Here is an 18,822-nt window from a genome sequence, read left to right as displayed (position 1 = left end):
TTACTGATAATAAAATTTTAGTTTAAAAACAGCGGGTTGATCAAGTTAAAGACCGCTGCCAATTCAGATAATATGAGCCAAAACAAGTACTGGCAAAGTTTCGCAGAGGCAAATGATCCGGAGAATTTCAAAGGCCGGAACCAGGATGAGTTTCGCGAAGAACTGCCGTTCGAAGATTTTGATGGCAAGGGCCTCATCGACGCCAAGGCTCCCCGCCGCGATTTCTTAAAATACCTGGGTTTCAGCACGGCAGCCGCCACCCTGGCCGCCAGCTGTAAAGTGCCCGTACGTAAGGCCATTCCATTCGCCAACAAGCCCGAGAACATCGTTCCCGGCGAGGTTAAATATTATGCTACCACTTACATCCAGGACGGTGATGTGGTGCCTGTTCTCGCACGCGTGCGCGACGGTCGCCCTATCCTGATCGAAGGCAACGACCTTTCTTTCGTGAAAGGTTGTACTACTGCCCGTATCCAGGCTTCCGTACTGGACCTGTATGATAAAAACCGTGTTACGCATCCCAAACACAAAAAGGGTAATGAGTTCACGGAGATCCCGACTTTTGAAGCGCTCGATAAAGAACTCGGTGCGGCCATCCGCAACGCAGGTGGTGAAGTTGTGCTGCTCACCGGCACGATCAACTCTCCTTCCGCATTGCAGGTTATCGCCGACTTCAAAGCCGCTTACCCCAGCTTCCGTCACGTACAATACGACGCAGTTTCTCATTCAGCGATGCTGCTGGCCAACGAAGCAAGCTTCGGCAGCCGCGCTATCCCGAGCTACAAGTTCGAGAACGCACGCAAAGTGGTGGTGAGTTTCGGCGCCGATTTCCTTGGTACCTGGCTGAGCCCTGTAGAATTTTCTCACGGTTTCGCACTCAACCGCCGGATCAATGAAGACGATCCTAAAATGGTTCGTCACTTCCAGTTCGAGAGCTTCCTGAGCATGACCGGCGCCAACGCCGACTACCGTTTCAACCACCGTCCTTCTGAAACAGGCGCTGTGGTAGCTGCACTCGCTGCTGCACTCGGTGTTCCAGGTGTTTCTGCTCCCGCTATCACAGATGCCAAACTGAAAGCAGGCATCGAGCAGGTAGCAAAAGAACTGAATGCCGGTAAAGGTGAAAGCCTCGTTGTCAGCGACAGCAACGATGTAAACGTACAAGTACTGATCAACGCGATCAACAGCCATATCGGTTCTTACGGCACCACCATCGACTGGTCTGCTCCTGTTAAGTACCGTCAGGGTATTGACAAAGACCTCGCTGACCTGGTTGCTGCGATGCAGAGCGGAAGCGTAGGTACATTGATGATCTACGGCGCTAACCCCGTTTACACCTGGCCCGAAGCCAAAAAATTTGAAGACGCACTCAAGCGCGTTAAAGTTTCCATTTCTTTCAACGACAGAATTGATGAAACGACAGCGCTTTGCCAATACATTGTTCCTTCCAATCACTACCTCGAAAGCTGGGGTGATGCCGAAGCACGTGCCGGCCAGATTGGTTTTGTACAGCCTACTATTTTCCCGCTGTTCAAAACACGTCAGTGGCAGGAAAGCCTGCTGGTCTGGGCTGGTAAAAACGAACTGTTCGAAGACTATTTCCGCAACTTCTGGATCGCACGTCTCGGTTCTGCCGACGCTTATAACAAAGCCCTGCAGGACGGTGTATGGACGGCTGCTGAAGCTACAACTGCTTCTGCCGGTTCATTCAACGGTGGTGCTGTTGCCGGTGCCGTAGCGGCTATCGGAGCGGCTCCGAAAGGCGGCGCGAAAGAAGTAGTACTGTACCAGAACGTAGCACTGGGTTCAGGCTCTCATCCGGGTAACCCCTGGCTCCAGGAATTGCCCGATCCGATCACCAAGGCAACCTGGGACAACTACGCCATGATCTCTGCCTCTACTGCAGACGAACTGAAGATCGATTACAAGAGCAACGACTACGAATATTATCCAAACAAACCGGTTATCAAAATCAAAGCGGGCAACCTGGAAGTTGAACTGCCGATCCTGGTGGTACCCGGTATGGATAAAAATACAATCGCTGTCGCCCTTGGTTATGGCCGCGCGGCCAGCCTGGGTCCGGTATACGAGAATGTAGGTAAAAACGTATACCCGGTTTCTTCTTTCAACGGTACAACGGTTAGCCTCTACGCAACCAATGCAACTGTGGAAAGAGCCGGCAGAAACGAGAAGATCGCGCAGACGCAGATCCACACCAGCTATGAAGACCGTGTGGACGTAGTGCGCGAAACAAGCCTCGCCAGCTTCATCAAAGACAAACACGAGATCAAAGACTACCGCGATAAACTGGTAAATGATTACGCTAAAAATACCGGCAGCTTCCGCAAAGAAGCTACGCTGTATGGCGATCATGAAGCACCGGGTATCAAGTGGGGAATGAGCATCGACATGAACGCCTGCTTTGGTTGCGGCGCCTGTGTGATCGCTTGTCACGCTGAAAACAACGTACCGGTAGTAGGCAAGAGAGAAGTATTGCGTTACCATGATATGCACTGGCTGCGTATCGACCGCTACTACGTGTCTGACGAAAAAGATCCTAACGAACTCAAAGGCGTGGTATTCCAGCCGATGATGTGTCAGCATTGCGATAACGCTCCCTGTGAGAACGTTTGTCCGGTAGCAGCTACCAACCACAGCAGCGAAGGCATCAACCAGATGGCTTACAACCGCTGTATCGGTACACGTTATTGCGCGAACAACTGTCCTTACAAAGTACGCCGCTTCAACTGGGCTGACTATACCGGAGCTGACAGCTTCAAGAACAACCAGGATCAGGAACTGGTGGGTAAACTGGACATTGCCGTTCACCACATGAACGACGACCTGACCCGCATGGTACTGAACCCTGACGTAACCGTTCGTTCACGCGGTGTGATGGAAAAATGTACTTTCTGCGTACAACGTCTGCAGGCTGCCAAACTGGACGCCAAGAAAGCCGGCGAGCCGCTGAAAGACAAACACGTACGCCTCGCATGTTCTTCTGCCTGTGCCGCCGACGCCATCGTATTCGGTAACGTTAACGACAAAGACAGCGCGATCAACGAAGAAAGAAGAAAGAATCCGCTGCGTACATTCTATGTACTCGAGCAGATCCACACCCTGCCCAACATCAGCTACCTGGCTAAAATCCGCAACACCGACGAACTCATCCCGCGCAAAGGTGCGCACGGTGGTGGCGGACACGAAGAAGGTGGTCACGGTGAAGAGAAAGGTCATGGAGAAGCACCACATGCTGAACAGGGACATGGCGAAAAAGAACACCAGGAGTCTAAATTGCCATCGACTCAGCCGGCAGAGGCTCATCACTAAGATATAAAACGGAAGCCCGTCTGCGGACGGGCCTCCTTCAAAGCTCTTTTGATATTGTAACGACAGGCCTGTGCAGGTTTAATTACTTACACTTCGCCTATTTCCCGCTATCCGTAACTGCAATAGCAGTAGGATAAACGGAAATGCCCGGTTCTTTTGTTGGAAATGCGTACTGGAATATCCGGTCGCGAAATCAAGAACAAGGAAACGGAAAAAAAGTTTGAATGCTGTTTTAATCGGAAAAGATTATAGTGGCAGACAAACAACCAAACAGCTTTTACTTATTCGGAAATATTATTTATGTCTTTACTCAGATACGAATCACAGGTCAGACCGCCGATTGTGGATGGTAACAAGGATTATCACCAGGTAACAGAGGACATTTGCCGCCCGGTGGAAACCAAGCCGTCTAAACTCTGGTGGGTTGGGTTTATTATCTCCCTTGGTCTTTTGGGTTTTGGTTTCGTTTCCGTAACCATGGAAGTGATCTATGGTACCGGTCAGTGGAACCTGGGTAAGACCATCGGCTGGGGTTGGGATATCACCAACTTCGTATGGTGGGTAGGTATTGGTCACGCGGGTACACTGATTTCCGCGATCCTTCTCCTGTTCCGTCAGGGATGGCGTACCGGTGTAAACCGTGCGGCGGAAGCGATGACCATCTTCGCGGTAATGTGTGCGGGCCAGTTCCCCATCTGGCACATGGGTCGTGTGTGGAATGGCTTCTTCGTACTGCCTTACCCCAACACCCGCGGTCCGCTTTGGGTTAACTTCAACTCTCCGCTGCTGTGGGACGTATTTGCGATCTCCACTTACTTTACTGTATCTCTTCTCTTCTGGTACTCCGGTTTGTTGCCCGACATGGCTACGCTCCGCGATCGTGCCAAGGAAAAATGGCGCAAAGCATTCTACGGTGTTGCAGCATTCGGCTGGACAGGCAGCACCAAACACTGGCAGCGTCATGAAGCGCTTTCACTGGTACTGGCAGGTCTGAGTACACCACTCGTACTTTCCGTACACACTATCGTATCATTTGACTTCGCTACCTCCGTTATTCCCGGCTGGCATACTACCATCTTCCCGCCCTACTTCGTGGCTGGTGCGGTATTCTCCGGATTTGCGATGGTACAAACGCTGTTACTGATCACCCGTAAAGTGCTGGCTCTCGAAGACTATATCACCATCGAGCACATCGAAGTGATGAACAAGGTTATCGTCCTTACCGGTTCTATCGTAGGTATCGCTTACCTGACCGAGCTCTTCATGGCCTGGTACAGTGCGGTTCCGGGTGAACAATATGCCTTCTTCGAAAACCGTCTGAACCTGAACAGCCCTTACGGATGGAGCTACTGGCTGATGATGGGATGTAACGTACTTTCTCCGCAGATCTTCTGGTTCCGCAAAATGAGAAGAAACCTGCTGGTTACCTTCTTCATGAGTATCCTGGTTAACATCGGTATGTGGTTCGAACGTTTTGTGATCATCGTTACTTCTCTGTATCGCGACTACCTGCCCAGCTCCTGGAGTACGTACTATACGCCAACTATCTGGGAGATCGGTTTCTACCTCGGTACATTCGGTTTGTTCTTTACCTGTTATTTCCTTTTCTCCAAATACTTCCCGGTTATCGCGATCGCTGAGATCAAGCATATCCTGAAGAAAAACGGCGACAACTATAAGAGCCAGATGGATAAAGTGGAAAATGAATCGATCGAGAAATTTGCAGATGACGAACTGCACCACGGTGATCATCATTGATCAGCGGCAGTTCAACAGTTCTTTTTGATAAAAAATAGTAGACCGGCTGCAAAGCGGCAAGCGGTCCATGACAATAAAAACAACGGGTGAATCCGTTCACCCAGGCTATAAAAGCTATAAATAATGAGCGTTAAAAAATTCATCGTAGGCAATTTTTATGACGAGGCGGTATTGTTTCCCGCTGTCAAAAAAGTGCGCCGTGCCGGTTACAAGATCCATGATGTGTACACGCCATTCCCTATTCACGGTCTGGATAAGGAGATGGGCCTGAAGGACACGAGCCTTCACGTGGCAGGTTTCATCTATGGCATCACCGGTACTACCACTGCAGTGAGCTTCATCACCTGGGCCCTTACGGTGGACTGGCAGATCAACTTCGGTGGTAAGCCGTTTTTCTCCCTGCCTGCGTGGATTCCCATTACGTTTGAGTTGACCGTACTGTTTGCAGCGGTAGGCATGGTACTTACATTCTGCTGGCTGTGTCAGTTGGCGCCTTTTGTAAAGAAAGACCACTTCAACCCGCGCAGCACCGACGATACATTTGTAATGGCAGTTGAATGCACCGACAAAACCAGCGAAGCAGAAGGAATTGCCTTCCTGCAAAGCGTTGGCGCAAGCGAAGTGAGCGTTCAATACCGCGAAACCGGCTGGTGGCTGGGTCGTTACGACCGCGACACTACCCGTTTTGGTAAAAAAGTGGAAGCTGCGGTTTAATCCGGCAGACAGTATTAAAAAGTATTCATTCGGACGATATACAACTACAATGAAAAAACTCTTAACGATAGCAGGATGTGCGTGGATGATAACCGTATTGCCCTCCTGCGGCGGAAATGATCAGCCGGGACGTGCGTATGCTCCTGACATGGTGTATAGCCGTGCTTACGAAACATATGGTTCTACCGAAGACATTGCCAAGGCCGGTGCTTATTACAACGAGCGCCCTGTTCCTGGTACTGTTGCCCGCGGTGATGCATTTCCTTACCCGTTGAAGCACGATTCGATCGGTTATGCGCAATCGGCTACCTACCGCAATCCGCTGTCGCCCGATTCTATTAATATGAAAGAGGCAGAGCGCCTTTACCTGATCAACTGTGCGATCTGTCACGGTTCCAAACTGGACGGTAACGGTCCTTTGTTCAACGGCGGAGATGGTCCTTATACGGCAGCGCCGAAGAATTTCATGGATGCTGCCATGAAGGAAATGACGGAAGGCACCATGTTCCACTCCGTTACTTACGGAAAAGGACAAATGGGTAGCTATGCTTCACAGTTGAACACCAAGCAACGTTGGATGGTCATTGCATATATCAAGTCCAAGCAGGGTGGAGCAGCCGGTGCAGCAGCACCTGCCGCTAAGGACAGCGCTGCCGCAACCACTCCAGCACCAGCACCTGCTGCTGCCGGAGCCATGGCACCAGTAGCTGCCAAGTAATCAGAGAACCAACTATTTGAAGAAATTTAAAAGAACATAGGATGTCATCAATTAGGGAAAATTTCGCTCCGACAAAAAAGTACAACACGCTAGCCTTTGCGTTGATGGCTGTGGGTATTATATCTATCATTGCGTTGTACATCTCTACGCATGGAGGCACAGGCAATGAGGAAGAGAAAAAGCTGCAGGACGCGCGCTTCTGGGCGAGCCTGATGCAGAACAGCGTTTTCTTTCTGCTGATTGTAAACGCAGCCATGTTCTTTATCTGTGCAACCACACTCGCCTGGGGTGGCTGGCAATTGTCCTTCCGCCGCGTGACGGAAGCGGTTTCTGCCTGCGTACCTGTTCTGGGTGTAATAGCCGCCGCAATCCTGCTATCCATTGCTTTTGGCAGCAACCACACTATCTATCACTGGACTGATGCCGAACACGTAAAACATGATGCAATCCTGGATGCTAAAAAAGGATTCCTGAATAAAGGATTTTATACTACGGTAACCTTGCTTACCGTGATCCTCTGGTCTGTACTGGGATGGAAAATGCGCCAGATGTCCCGCAAACTAGACAATGAGCCGTTGAAGACCATGGAAGAAAAGAAGAAATATATCTGGAACAACACCGTTTGGGCGGCTGTATACATCGTGGTATTTTCTCTCACCATTATGTCTTCACTGCCCTGGTTGTGGCTGATGAGCATCGATGCACACTGGTACAGCACCATGTACAGCTGGTATACATTTGCAAGTTCATTCGTAGCCGGTGTGGCCCTTATGACTTTGTTTGTCGTTTACCTGAAAAACAATGGTTATCTCCAGTATACGAATAACGAACACCTGCATGACCTTGGTAAGTTCATGTTTGCGTTCTCTATCTTCTGGACTTACCTGTGGTTCTCCCAGTTCATGCTGATCTGGTACGCCAACATTCCTGAAGAAACGGTTTACTTCAAGCCCCGCGTTGAAGGTGCCTACAGCGGAATTTTCTGGATCATGTTCCTGATCAACTTTATTGCACCGTTGCTGATCCTGATGAGCCGCGATGCCAAACGTAACTATACCACGATCACCTTCATGGCAGTATTGATCATCTTTGGTCACTGGCTGGACTTCTACCAGATGGTATTCCCGTCAATTTCGAAGAATCCTCCGCTGATGATTGCTGATTTTGGTGTGGCCCTCGGATTTGTAGGTCTGATTCTTTTCCTGGTTGGCAGAACACTTTCTAAGTATCCGCTGGTTCCGAAGAATCACCCCTTCATCAAGGAAAGTCTTATCCACCATACATAATATTGGTGGCCGGACAGCAGTTCTTTAATTGAAATATGAATGATATCGGCCAACGGGCCGGAAACTGGAAACAGCATTAATTTTTGGAATTTATACAGCTATGCAAACTTTCTTTATTATAGCGATCCTCGTACTCGGCTTTCTGATCACCTTTCAGATTGCCAAGGCAAGTGAATATGTAGCCGTTATCCGCGGCGAAGAGAAGTCCCGTAAGCAGACAAACAAGATCAATGCTTTTCTGCTGCTTCTTTTCCTGATCGTGGGATTAATCGGTGTGTGGTATTGTAACGATCGTCTTGCAGGGAAGATCCTGAAGATCGGTGAGGCCTCTTCCGATCACGGTATCCTGGTAGACCGCATGCTGAAATACACCCTGATCGCAACAGGCGTGGTATTCGTGATCACACAAGGCCTGCTGTTCTGGTACTCTTTTAAATACCAGGAATCAGACAAGCGTAAAGCATATTATTTCCCGCATGACAACAAACTGGAGTTGATCTGGACGGTAGTACCTGCTATCGTACTGACTGTACTGGTAGGTTTCGGTATCGTTTACTGGTACCGCATCACAGGCCCCGCTCCAAAAGAAGCCATGATCGTTGAAATAACCGGTAGCCAGTTCAAATGGGAATACCGTTATCCGGGAGCTGACAAAGAGTTGGGTAAAAAATATTACAAGAAGATCAACCCGGAAGAGCAAAACCCGCTCGGTCAGATCTGGGAAGACGAATTCAACCACGACGACGTGTATACCAGTGGTCAGGATGAACCGCTTCACCTGGTGGTGAACAGACCTGTAAAACTGATCATCAATGCGAAAGATGTAATCCATGATGTAGGTCTTGCGCACTTCCGCCTGAAAATGGACGCAGTACCAGGCACACCTACTACTATGTGGTTCACGCCGACCAAGACCACCGAGCAGATGAAAAAGGAAACAGGCAATCCGGACTTTGTGTACGAGATTTCCTGCGACCAGATGTGCGGAGCCGGTCACACCAGCATGCGTGGTACTATTGTGGTGGAAACACAGGAGGCGTATGATCAATGGTTCGCTTCTAAAAAATCACAGTACGCTATGATGCTGGAAGCCAAGAATCCTCCTGCTGCAGACTCCGCGGGCGCCAAGCCTGCAGCACCTGCAGCCGACACTGTTAAAGGCCTTGCCCAACTGAAATAATAAAATGAAGAAACCGGGCGATACGTGTAGCCCGTTAAAATAAAAGATTATGAGCGACGCATTGCATATTCAGCCTGAAGTGGGTACCTCACACGGAGCACATCATGATGAGCACCATGTGCACCACCACAAGGAAACGTTTATTACAAAGTATATCTTCAGTCAGGACCACAAGACCATTGGTAAGCAGTTCCTGATCACGGGTATTATCTGGGCGATCATCGGCGGTCTGTTTTCAGTACTGTTCCGTTTGCAGCTCGGTTTTCCTGATCAGACCTTCCCGATCCTGGAGACATTCTTTGGTAAATGGGCTGAAGGCGGCCGTATCAAACCCGAATTTTATTACGCGCTGGTAACCATGCACGGTACTGTACTCGTGTTCTTCGTACTGACTGCAGGTTTGAGCGGAACCTTTGCGAACCTGCTTATTCCTCTTCAGGTTGGTGCACGTGATATGGCGTCGCCGCTGATGAATATGCTGTCTTACTGGTTCTTCTTCATGGCCAGTGTGGTAATGATCGCTTCCATGTTTATTCAAACCGGACCAGCCGCCGGTGGGTGGACGGTCTATCCGCCGCTAAGTGCGCTGGGCGAAGCATCGATCGGTTCCAAAGCCGGTATGGACATGTGGATCATCGCCATGGCGCTGTTTGTGGTTTCACAGTTGCTCGCCGGTCTGAACTATGTTTCCACTATTCTGAACATGCGTACCAAAGGCATGAGCATGACACGTCTGCCGCTGACTGTATGGGCGCTGTTCTTCACTGCCGTACTGGGTATCCTTTCTTTCCCTGTACTGCTTTCTGGTCTGATCCTCTTGTTGTTTGACCGCAACCTGGGTACCAGCTTCTATCTGAGCGACATTTATATTGGTGGTCAGGCCCTGCCTAATGAAGGCGGTAGTGCCATCCTGTTCCAGCACTTGTTCTGGTTCCTGGGTCACCCCGAAGTATATATCATTCTTTTACCTGCGATGGGTATGGTGTCCGAAGTATTGTCGGTTAACTCCCGCAAGCCCATCTTCGGTTACATGGCGATGCTCGGTTCAATGTTCGCCATCTGTATCCTGGCGTTCCTTGTGTGGGCTCACCACATGTTCGTGACAGGTCTGAATCCGTTCCTGGGATCGGTGTTCGTACTGCTCACCCTGCTGATCGCGGTGCCTTCAGCCATCAAGGTGTTCAACTGGCTTACTACATTGTGGAGAGGTAATATCCGCTTCACGCCGGCCGCCTTGTTCGGTATCGGTTTCGTAAGCTTGTTCATCTCCGGTGGTCTGACCGGTATCTTCCTCGGTAACTCTACGATCGACATTCACCTGCACGATACCATGTTTGTGGTGGCACACTTCCACATTGTAATGGGTGTGGCTTCCTTCTTCGGTATGTTCGCCGGTGTTTATCACTGGTTCCCCAAAATGTATGGCCGCTATATGAACAATACGCTCGGCTATATTCACTTCTGGGTTACCATGATCGGTGCTTACCTGATCTTCTGGCCGATCCACTATCAGGGCCTTGCCGGTATGCCACGCCGTTATCTCGACAAGAGCGTATGGGTGAACTTCAGCCAGTTCCACGAGCTGGATAAAATGATCACCGTTGTATCGATCATCGTATTTGCGGTTCAGCTGATGTTTGTATTCAACTTCTTCTATTCCATATTCAAAGGCCGTAAGGTTACTACACAGAACCCATGGGGAGCTACCACGCTCGAGTGGACTACTCCGATCAACCCGGGCCACGGTAACTGGACTGGTGAGATTCCTGAAGTACACCGTTGGGCTTATGATTACGGAAAAGACGGAAGAGAATTTATTCCGCAGACGGAACCGGTGGGTGCTAATGAAAGCAAACACTAAGAAGTAAAAATTCAAAAGTAAAAAGTCAAAAGACTTTTACAACCAGCGGATCATTTTTGAATTTTGAATTTTGACTTTTGAATTATAAAACGGAAGCGGGATGAACAAGATCAAGGATTATTTACAGTTAGTCAAGCTTTCGTTGAGTATAATGGTGGTGTTCAGCAGTGTGATCAGTTACCTGCTGGCGCCCGGAGTGGGATTTGATTGGTGGCGGATTTTTTTGCTCTTTGCAGGTGGATTACTGGTAACAGGTAGTGCCAATACAATCAATCAGGTGGTGGAAAAAGATACGGACGCGATGATGAAGCGTACCGCGCGCCGCCCGATTGCTTCCGGCCGGATGAGTGCCCAGGAAGGATGGGGTTTTGCCATCTTCACCGGCGCGCTCGGAGTTTTTATCCTTGGTAATTACTTCAACTGGACGGCGGCTGGTATTGCGGCCTTCAGCCTTTTCCTTTACGCGTTCATTTATACGCCGCTTAAGAAAGTCAATTCTATTGCGGTAATGGTGGGTGCGGTTCCGGGTGCGCTTCCCTGCCTGATCGGCTGGGTGGCAGGTTTTGCTCCCGGTGAGGAAGTCGACTGGCTGGCAGGTGGCGTTTTATTCCTGATCCAGTTTTTCTGGCAGTTTCCGCACTTCTGGGCTATTGCCTGGATTGCGCACAACGACTACTCTGCTGCAGGTTTCAAGCTGCTGCCGGCAGATAAGGGACCAACACGTTTTACAGCATTGCAAACAGTGGTTTATTCACTGCTGTTGCTGCCCGTAACCATGGCGCCTTATTTTACCGGAATATGCACATTTGACAACACGGCAGGACTGATCGGCCTGATCCTCGTGATCGCAGGCAACCTGTTCATGATCATGCGTTGTGCCATGCTGTATGCCAAAATGGACATTCCTTCTGCACGCCGCGTGATGTTTGGCAGCTATTTGTATCTGCCTGTCGTATTGCTGGCGCTGTTGCTGAGCAAAGTGTAAGTTGATTAAAACACGGAGCCGTTTTAATGCGGCCTCAAAGCGATAAAAATGGTAAGTGAGTTGAATATCAGTGAGCATAAGACCCCGGCAAAGGGCAACGGACGAAAAATGCATCCCCACAAGTTTACACTTTGGGTGGCCATTGCAAGTATCCTGATGATGTTTGCCGGTTTGACAAGCGCTTTTATTGTAAAAAGCAACCTGGTTGGCTGGCGCACGGTGACCATGCCCGATGTCTTCTGGATATCAACGGCCGTGATCGTGGCAAGCAGCATCACCATGCAGATGGCGGTGCGGGCCTTCCGCCAGCGCGTGATGCAGCAATACCGGCTGCTGACCGCTATAACAGTTCTTTTGGGTCTGGGATTTGTAGTGCTTCAGTATATGGGCTTTCATGAACTCTGGAAAAATAATATCCGGTTCATCGGGGCTTCAGGCGCAGGACAGTTCCTGTATGTGATCTTCGGTCTGCACGCCATCCACGTCATCGGGGGTATGGTTGCGCTGGTGATCATGTTCGGCAGAGCGTTCTTCGGCCGTGTGAAGCAATACAGTCCGGTGCCGGTAGAAGTAATGGCTACTTACTGGCATTTCGTAGATATTCTCTGGCTGTACCTGCTGGTTTTTTTCCTGATTGTAGGATAAGCAGCAGCCGCACCAAAACATAATTAGGCATTTTTTTTAACTATTAGTATGGCAACAACAGTTTCGACACATCAGACCAAATGGTGGAGCGGGGGCAAAAGTCCCTTCAATGTGGAGTATGGCAAGGTGATGATGTGGTACTTCCTGATGAGTGACGCATTTACATTCGGCGCATTCCTGATTTCGTATGGCACTATCCGTTTCAGCCAGAACTTCTGGCCGGATCCCAACGTGGTGTTCAATGCGTTTCCGGGTGCGGGCCACGCCAATCTGCCGCTGGCTTTCGTGAGTGTAATGACCTTTATCCTCATCATCAGTTCGGTAACCATGGTACTGGCAGTACATGCCGGTCATAAAGGCGATAAAGCCAGTGTGGCCAAATGGCTTGCCTGGACTATCGTTGGTGGTATCGCGTTCCTCGGCTGTCAGGCCTGGGAGTGGCATCACCTGATCACCGGCGAACACGCAACCCTGATCGACGGCCAGATCCAGATGGTGGGTCAAACCACTACCATCAACCCCTGGGGTCAGTTGGTAGCAGCAGGACCGGAACTTACGGCGGCGCTCAACAATTCCGATCAACACGTATTGGCCAGCCTGGTACATGAGCACCACGCTTCACAACTCGGTCATGCCGAGCTGATGAAACTGCCCAAGCAGGACCTGGTAAATATGCTGAGCAATGCAGAACTGCATATCCGTGAAAAAGGACCCGTTGCCTTCGGTGGATATTTCTACGGCATTACCGGTTTCCACGGTTTCCACGTATTCTCCGGTGTGATCATCAACATCGTAATGCTGATCATGACGCAGAAAAATGTATTCGAACGCAGAGGACACTACCTGATGATCGAAAAGGCTGGTCTCTACTGGCACTTTGTAGACCTGGTATGGGTATTCGTATTCCTGTGCTTCTACCTGATCTGATCCGGCTGCGGCTTTTATCAAAAGAGATTTAACTTAATTAACAGATACCTTATTTCAACGTTATGGAGCATACATCATCAGAGATCACGTTTCATCACCACACAGATGATGAAACTTTTAAAAAGAAGGTAAAAAAGACGACCATCCTGCTCTCGATCATTACTATCATCGAGTTGCTGATCGGCCTGGTTATTTATAATATTCACAAAGGCGAAAACCCAAGCGCATACCTGGTGCTGGCTTTCAAAGGAATGGTTTGTATACTGACCATTGCCAAAGCTTATTACATCGTAGCGGTATTCATGCACCTGGGTGATGAGATCCGTAACTTCATCATGACGATCGTGGTTCCGCTGATGCTGTTCATCTGGTTCATCGCAGCGTTCCTGATCGATGGTAATTCTTATAAAAACCTGCGTAACGACTACGACAAGCATTTTAAAGAAACCACTTCGCCCAGACCACACCACGGTCACGAAGCACCGGCGAAACCGGAAGCTCCGAAACCTGAGCCCGGCAAACAATAACAAAAGTTCAACCGAACGCATAGCAAGAGTAAGAAGTAAAAAATTGACCAACTCCGTTTTTTGCTTCTTACTTTTGCATTTTAACAGGTGACCAATTAATTTGATCTGTGAACAAGAAAGCCTTATATGCGGTTCTGATAGCCCTCTTCCTCCCGCTGGTATGTTATTTCATCGTAAAAAATTATAGCGAGAAAGCAGTGGCCATGCCCCGGCACTATGTGCTGGACTCCGTTAATGTTTCCAAACGAAACGGTAAAATGGTGACGGACTCAGTATGGCATCGCGTGCCCGACTTCACGCTGATCAATCAGCAGGGCGATACCGTTTCCCTGAAAAACCTGCGCAACAAAATCATCATCGCCGACTTTTTCTTTACGCATTGTCCAACCATTTGCCCTGGCATGACCATGAACATGCGTAAGCTGCAGCAAGCCCTCTCCAACGGGCAACGCGTAGGCGACCGCACCAACAAAGACGTTCAGTTTATTTCTTTCAGTATCGATCCCGAACGCGATTCTGTTCCGCAACTCAAATCATGGGCAGACCGTTTCCAGATCGATCCGGATCAATGGTGGCTGCTGACCGGCGATAAAAAGACCATTTATGATCTTGCCATCAACCACATGAAAGTAGGCGTGGAAGATGGCATGGGTGTCGATACCAGCTTTTTCCATTCCGACAGGTTTATCCTTATCGACAGCAACCGTTATGTACGCGGCTATTATCGCGGGCTTGACTCCGCCTCTCTCAATCAACTGGCGCAAGACCTGGTGATGCTGACGATGGAAAAAGACAAATCGAAGAAAAGTTTTTTTGCAGGAAAACTTCAGATCATGGCCGTAGCATTTTTGCTGGCTATCGCCGGTGTGGGGCTGTTCCTGTTTGTATTCAAAAAAAATAAACCCACCAATGCTGACAGCCGCCTGGAAAAAGAATGATAAGAAGGCCCGTATTCTCATCTTCACCTTCTCTATTGTAGTGTTTCTGCTTGTAACGGCGCTCAGCCGCGTGTCCATAGATGTCGATCTCGGATTCGACGTACATATTTTCGCGGCAATCAATGCGGTAATCAATACTTGCGTGTCGCTGTTGTTGCTGGCGGCGCTAATGGCAGTGAAAGGGAAAAGATACCTGGTACACAAGAGACTGATGCTGGCCGCGATGGTGTTGTCCATTTTGTTCTTGCTGAGTTATGTAACGCATCACCTGCTGGCCGGAAACACGGAATATGGTGGTGAAGGAATTGGCAAAACGATTTATTATATCATCCTGTTTACACACATTCCGCTGGCCGGCCTGATCCTGCCATTCATTTTGTTTACTGCTTACCGCGGTCTTACCGGCGAATGGGTTAATCACCGCAAGCTTGCCCGCATTACCTGGCCTATCTGGTTTTATGTAGCTGTAACCGGGGTGGTGGTTTATTTGATGATCAGCCCTTACTACTAAGGAGTAAGGCGTAAGGCCCGACACTTCGGGCTAGGGCGTAAGGCCCGACACTTCGGGCTAGGGCTCCTGAGGCCGAAGCATCGGCCTGTTGAAGGAAACAGCGGTTATAAGTTTTAAGTAGTAAGTAAAACAGCCATTCACGATTCACCATTGACCATTCACGTTTTTAATTTTGAACTACTATGAACGCCTTTGAGGTACGCGGTGGTAAACCGCTTTCGGGCACCATCACTCCGCAAGGTGCCAAAAACGAAGCACTGCAAATCATCAGCGCCGTGTTGCTTACAGCCGAGCCTGTAACCATCACCAATATTCCCGACATCCTCGATGTGAACCTGCTGATCGAATTGCTCGGGGAGATGAATGTAAAACTGGAGCGCGTTTCGCGCGACACCTGCATTTTCCGCGCCGATGATGTGAACGTCGATTACCTCCATAGCGAAGACTTCCGCAAAAAAAGCGGCCGCCTCCGTGGTTCCGTTATGCTGGCCGGCCCCATGCTCGCCCGCTTCGGCAAAGCATTTATTCCCAAACCGGGCGGAGACAAGATTGGCCGGCGCCGCCTCGATACACATATTCTCGCTTTTGAAAAATTAGGCACCCGTTTCGATTACAATGCCGAAGACGGTTTTTTCCATCTCGATGGCACTAACCTTCATGGGGCAGACCTGCTGCTCGACGAACCTTCCGTAACCGGTACCGCCAACATTGTTATGGCTGCCGTTCGCGCCAAAGGCACAACGACTATCTATAATGCTGCCTGCGAACCCTACATACAACAGCTTTGCGGTATGCTCAACCGCATGGGTGCTCGCATCAGCGGCATCAGCAGCAACCGCCTGGTGATCGAAGGCGTGGACGAACTCGGCGGTACCACACACCGCATGCTGCCGGATATGATCGAAGTAGGCTCCTTCATCGGACTGGCCGCCATGACGCAGAGCGAGATCACCATCAAAGACGCCGGTATCGAACATCTGGGTATCATTCCCGATAAATTCCGGCAGCTCGGCATTCAACTCGAATACCGCGGGGACGATATTTATATTCCAGCTCAGAAAGAATACACTGTTCAGCGTTATCTCGATGGCGGCGTGTTGACCATCTATGATCATCCCTGGCCGGGTTTTACGCCGGATCTGCTGAGTATTGTCCTGGTAACGGCCATTCAGGCAACCGGTAGCGTATTGATCCACCAGAAAATGTTTGAAAGCCGCCTGTTCTTTGTCGACAAGCTGATCGACATGGGTGCGCAGATCATTCTTTGCGATCCGCACAGGGCAGTGGTAATCGGGCTGGAACGCCAGCAGCGATTGCGCGGCATTACCATGAGCAGCCCCGATATACGGGCTGGTGTGGCCTTGCTCATTGCTGCACTCAGCGCAGAAGGTAAAAGCGTGATACAGAACATCGAACAGATCGACAGAGGTTACCAATATATCGATCAGCGATTAATGGCGCTTGGTGCAGATATTAAGCGGTTGTAACGAAAACAGTTTTTTCTTTTCTTTGCACATGGCTTCTGTTCAACAAAAGATCATCATCATCACCGCACCCTCGGGCGCCGGTAAAACGTCCATCACCCATCATCTGCTGCGTCAGTTTCCGCAACTGGCGTTTTCCATTTCGGCGGCAACCCGCCAGGCCAGGGCTTATGAGCAGGATGGGAAAGATTACTATTTCATCACTCTCGAGGATTTCCAGCATAAGATCCAGCACAACGAGTTTGTGGAATGGGAAATGGTGTACGAAGGAAAATACTACGGAACATTAAAAAGTGAGTTGCAGCGCCTTTGGGACAATGAACAGTGCCCGCTGCTGGATATCGATGTAAAAGGCGCTATCCACGTGCAGCAACAATACCCGGAAACCTCGCTTTCCATCTTTATTGAACCGCCCTCCATCGATGAATTAAAGCGCAGACTGCTTTCCCGCGGCACGGAAACCGAGGAAACGCTGCAGGCGCGGGTCAATAAAGCCTCTTACGAACTGTCTTTCAAAAATCATTTTGACAAGGTTATTCTCAACGACGACCTTCCCCGGGCCTGCGCCGAAGCGGAAGCCATCATCCGGGAGTTCCTGTCATGAAACACCAAACTTTTTCTATCTTTAGAATATGATAGAGTGGAAGATCATTGTCTGGTTTATCCTGACGGTGTTGCTGATGGGTTTCTTCGCAGGTATTGAAATGGCATTTTTCAGTGCCAATCGCCTGAATATTGAACTGAAACGCAAGCAGGGCAGTGCCACGGGCCACCTGTTGGGCAAATTTGTAGACTCTCCCGCTACTTTCCTGGGTACTACTCTTATCGGGTTTATCATTTTCCTCGTTTTTTTCGGATTGCAAATCAGTACCGTGCTGCAGCCCATGTGGAAATATTTCAATGTAGGTTCTGACCTGGTGCACATCCTTGTAGAAATCGTTATCGCCACCTTCCTGGTGCTGATACTGGCCGAATTCATTCCCCGCGCCATTTTCCGGGCACGCAGCAATACCCTGCTCAGCAAACTGTCCATCGTCACCAACTTTTTCTACCAGATGTTCCAGCCCCTGGCAACGGGACTAATCTCGCTGGCGGAATGGATGCTGAAATATGTGTTCAACGTAAAACTGGACAAAACAAAAGAAGCCTTCAACCGGAGTGATCTGCGGAATCTTTTCCAGCAAAACCACGGCGACGATGACCGGCAGGAACGCAATACACAATTACTGGAAAACGCGCAGGAGCTGCCGCGTGTGAAGATCCGCCAATGCCTCGTGCCCCGCAAAGAGATCATCGGCGTGGATATTACCATTTCCATAGAAGACCTGATTTTGCGCTTTTCCGAGACAAAACTGAGCAAAATGGTCGTTTATGACAGCAATATCGATCATATTGTAGGATATGTGCACGAACTGGATCTCTTCAAAAGGCCGTCAACTATCCAGGAAGTCCTGCTGGCTATCCCGGCTGTGCCGGAAAGCATGAGCGCCGCCGACCTGATCAACAAGCTGAGCCGCGAACGCAAAAGCATCGCGTGGGTGGTGGATGAATTTGGCGGCACCGCAGGCATCATTACCATGGAAGACGTGCTGGAAGAGCTGTTCGGGGAAATTTTTGATGAATACGATACGGAGCAGTTTGTAGAAAAACGCATTTCCGAAACGGAATACATCTTCTCCGGACGCCTCGAATTGGATTATCTCGAAGAAAAATACTCGTTTGTATTTCCCGAAAACGACGCAGAAACGCTTTCCGGTTATATCATCGGCTATCATGAAACCATTCCGCGCCAGAAAGAACGGATCATTATCGATGATTATGAATTTGACGTACTCAATGTCAGCGATACCCGTATCGAGATGGTAAAAATGAAAAAACTGAAGTAATCTCCGTATCGTAGGTTAAACACAGGCATCTATTGCCCGTTTCCCTTTAATTTTGACATTTCCTAAATTAAT

At 49.5% G+C, this 18,822-nt stretch carries 16 protein-coding genes; all 16 read left to right on the top strand.

Annotated elements, in window-relative coordinates; translation table 11 throughout:
• Nucleotides 1-72 precede the first annotated feature (72 nt).
• Entirely contained in the window at nucleotides 73-3,330 is a 3,258-nt protein-coding gene (locus tag H608_RS23185) for a TAT-variant-translocated molybdopterin oxidoreductase (protein WP_081658968.1), read from the top strand.
• Between the two features lie 300 nt (nucleotides 3,331-3,630).
• Nucleotides 3,631-5,088: an NrfD/PsrC family molybdoenzyme membrane anchor subunit gene (gene nrfD, locus H608_RS0120400; RefSeq protein ID WP_028789316.1), complete on the top strand. Its 1,458-nt coding sequence runs from the start codon at nucleotides 3,631-3,633 to the stop codon at nucleotides 5,086-5,088.
• A gap of 123 nt (nucleotides 5,089-5,211) precedes the next feature.
• Complete coding sequence (locus H608_RS0120395; RefSeq protein WP_028789315.1) at nucleotides 5,212-5,802, top strand: DUF3341 domain-containing protein; 591 nt, start codon at nucleotides 5,212-5,214, stop codon at nucleotides 5,800-5,802.
• Between the two features lie 49 nt (nucleotides 5,803-5,851).
• Nucleotides 5,852-6,520, top strand: a complete 669-nt coding sequence (locus tag H608_RS0120390; RefSeq protein WP_038009278.1) for a c-type cytochrome — start codon at nucleotides 5,852-5,854, stop codon at nucleotides 6,518-6,520.
• 41 nt (nucleotides 6,521-6,561) lie between these two features.
• Nucleotides 6,562-7,806 carry a hypothetical protein gene (locus H608_RS0120385; protein WP_028789313.1) on the top strand — a complete coding sequence of 415 codons (1,245 nt, stop codon included), beginning with the start codon at nucleotides 6,562-6,564 and terminating at the stop codon, nucleotides 7,804-7,806.
• A gap of 100 nt (nucleotides 7,807-7,906) precedes the next feature.
• Nucleotides 7,907-8,986: a cytochrome c oxidase subunit II gene (locus tag H608_RS0120380; RefSeq protein ID WP_028789312.1), complete on the top strand. Its 1,080-nt coding sequence runs from the start codon at nucleotides 7,907-7,909 to the stop codon at nucleotides 8,984-8,986.
• A gap of 49 nt (nucleotides 8,987-9,035) precedes the next feature.
• Nucleotides 9,036-10,847: a cytochrome c oxidase subunit I gene (locus H608_RS0120375; RefSeq protein WP_028789311.1), complete on the top strand. Its 1,812-nt coding sequence runs from the start codon at nucleotides 9,036-9,038 to the stop codon at nucleotides 10,845-10,847.
• A 100-nt stretch (nucleotides 10,848-10,947) separates the two neighbouring features.
• Nucleotides 10,948-11,832 carry a heme o synthase gene (cyoE, locus tag H608_RS0120370; RefSeq protein WP_028789310.1) on the top strand — a complete coding sequence of 295 codons (885 nt, stop codon included), beginning with the start codon at nucleotides 10,948-10,950 and terminating at the stop codon, nucleotides 11,830-11,832.
• A 108-nt stretch (nucleotides 11,833-11,940) separates the two neighbouring features.
• On the top strand, nucleotides 11,941-12,477 hold the full coding sequence (locus H608_RS0120365) for a cytochrome c oxidase subunit 3 (protein WP_028789309.1): 537 nt from the start codon (nucleotides 11,941-11,943) through the stop codon (nucleotides 12,475-12,477).
• A 48-nt stretch (nucleotides 12,478-12,525) separates the two neighbouring features.
• A complete protein-coding gene (locus tag H608_RS0120360; protein ID WP_028789308.1) occupies nucleotides 12,526-13,404 on the top strand; it encodes a cytochrome c oxidase subunit 3 in 879 nt (292 codons plus the stop codon).
• Between the two features lie 62 nt (nucleotides 13,405-13,466).
• The gene (locus tag H608_RS0120355; RefSeq protein ID WP_028789307.1) at nucleotides 13,467-13,931 is read left to right on the top strand and encodes a cytochrome C oxidase subunit IV family protein; all 465 of its coding nucleotides are present in this window, start codon (nucleotides 13,467-13,469) and stop codon (nucleotides 13,929-13,931) included.
• Nucleotides 13,932-14,038: 107 nt separating this feature from the next.
• Complete coding sequence (locus H608_RS0120350; protein WP_028789306.1) at nucleotides 14,039-14,869, top strand: SCO family protein; 831 nt, start codon at nucleotides 14,039-14,041, stop codon at nucleotides 14,867-14,869.
• Nucleotides 14,841-15,380: a DUF420 domain-containing protein gene (locus H608_RS0120345; protein ID WP_028789305.1), complete on the top strand. Its 540-nt coding sequence runs from the start codon at nucleotides 14,841-14,843 to the stop codon at nucleotides 15,378-15,380. Before H608_RS0120350 ends, H608_RS0120345 begins: the two co-directional genes overlap by 29 nt.
• 182 nt (nucleotides 15,381-15,562) lie before the next feature.
• Entirely contained in the window at nucleotides 15,563-16,867 is a 1,305-nt protein-coding gene (murA, locus tag H608_RS0120340) for a UDP-N-acetylglucosamine 1-carboxyvinyltransferase (RefSeq protein WP_028789304.1), read from the top strand.
• 28 nt (nucleotides 16,868-16,895) lie between these two features.
• Complete coding sequence (gene gmk, locus H608_RS0120335; protein ID WP_038009277.1) at nucleotides 16,896-17,468, top strand: guanylate kinase; 573 nt, start codon at nucleotides 16,896-16,898, stop codon at nucleotides 17,466-17,468.
• 28 nt (nucleotides 17,469-17,496) lie between these two features.
• Nucleotides 17,497-18,750 (top strand): hemolysin family protein, encoded by a 1,254-nt coding sequence (locus H608_RS0120330; protein ID WP_245565784.1) that lies wholly within the window; start codon nucleotides 17,497-17,499, stop codon nucleotides 18,748-18,750.
• The last annotated feature ends 72 nt before the right edge of the window (nucleotides 18,751-18,822 follow it).

It is taken from the genome of Terrimonas ferruginea DSM 30193 (genome assembly GCF_000425585.1).
Classification (GTDB): Bacteria; Bacteroidota; Bacteroidia; order Chitinophagales; family Chitinophagaceae; genus Terrimonas; species Terrimonas ferruginea.
This window is presented reverse-complemented; position numbering and strand designations above follow the sequence as displayed.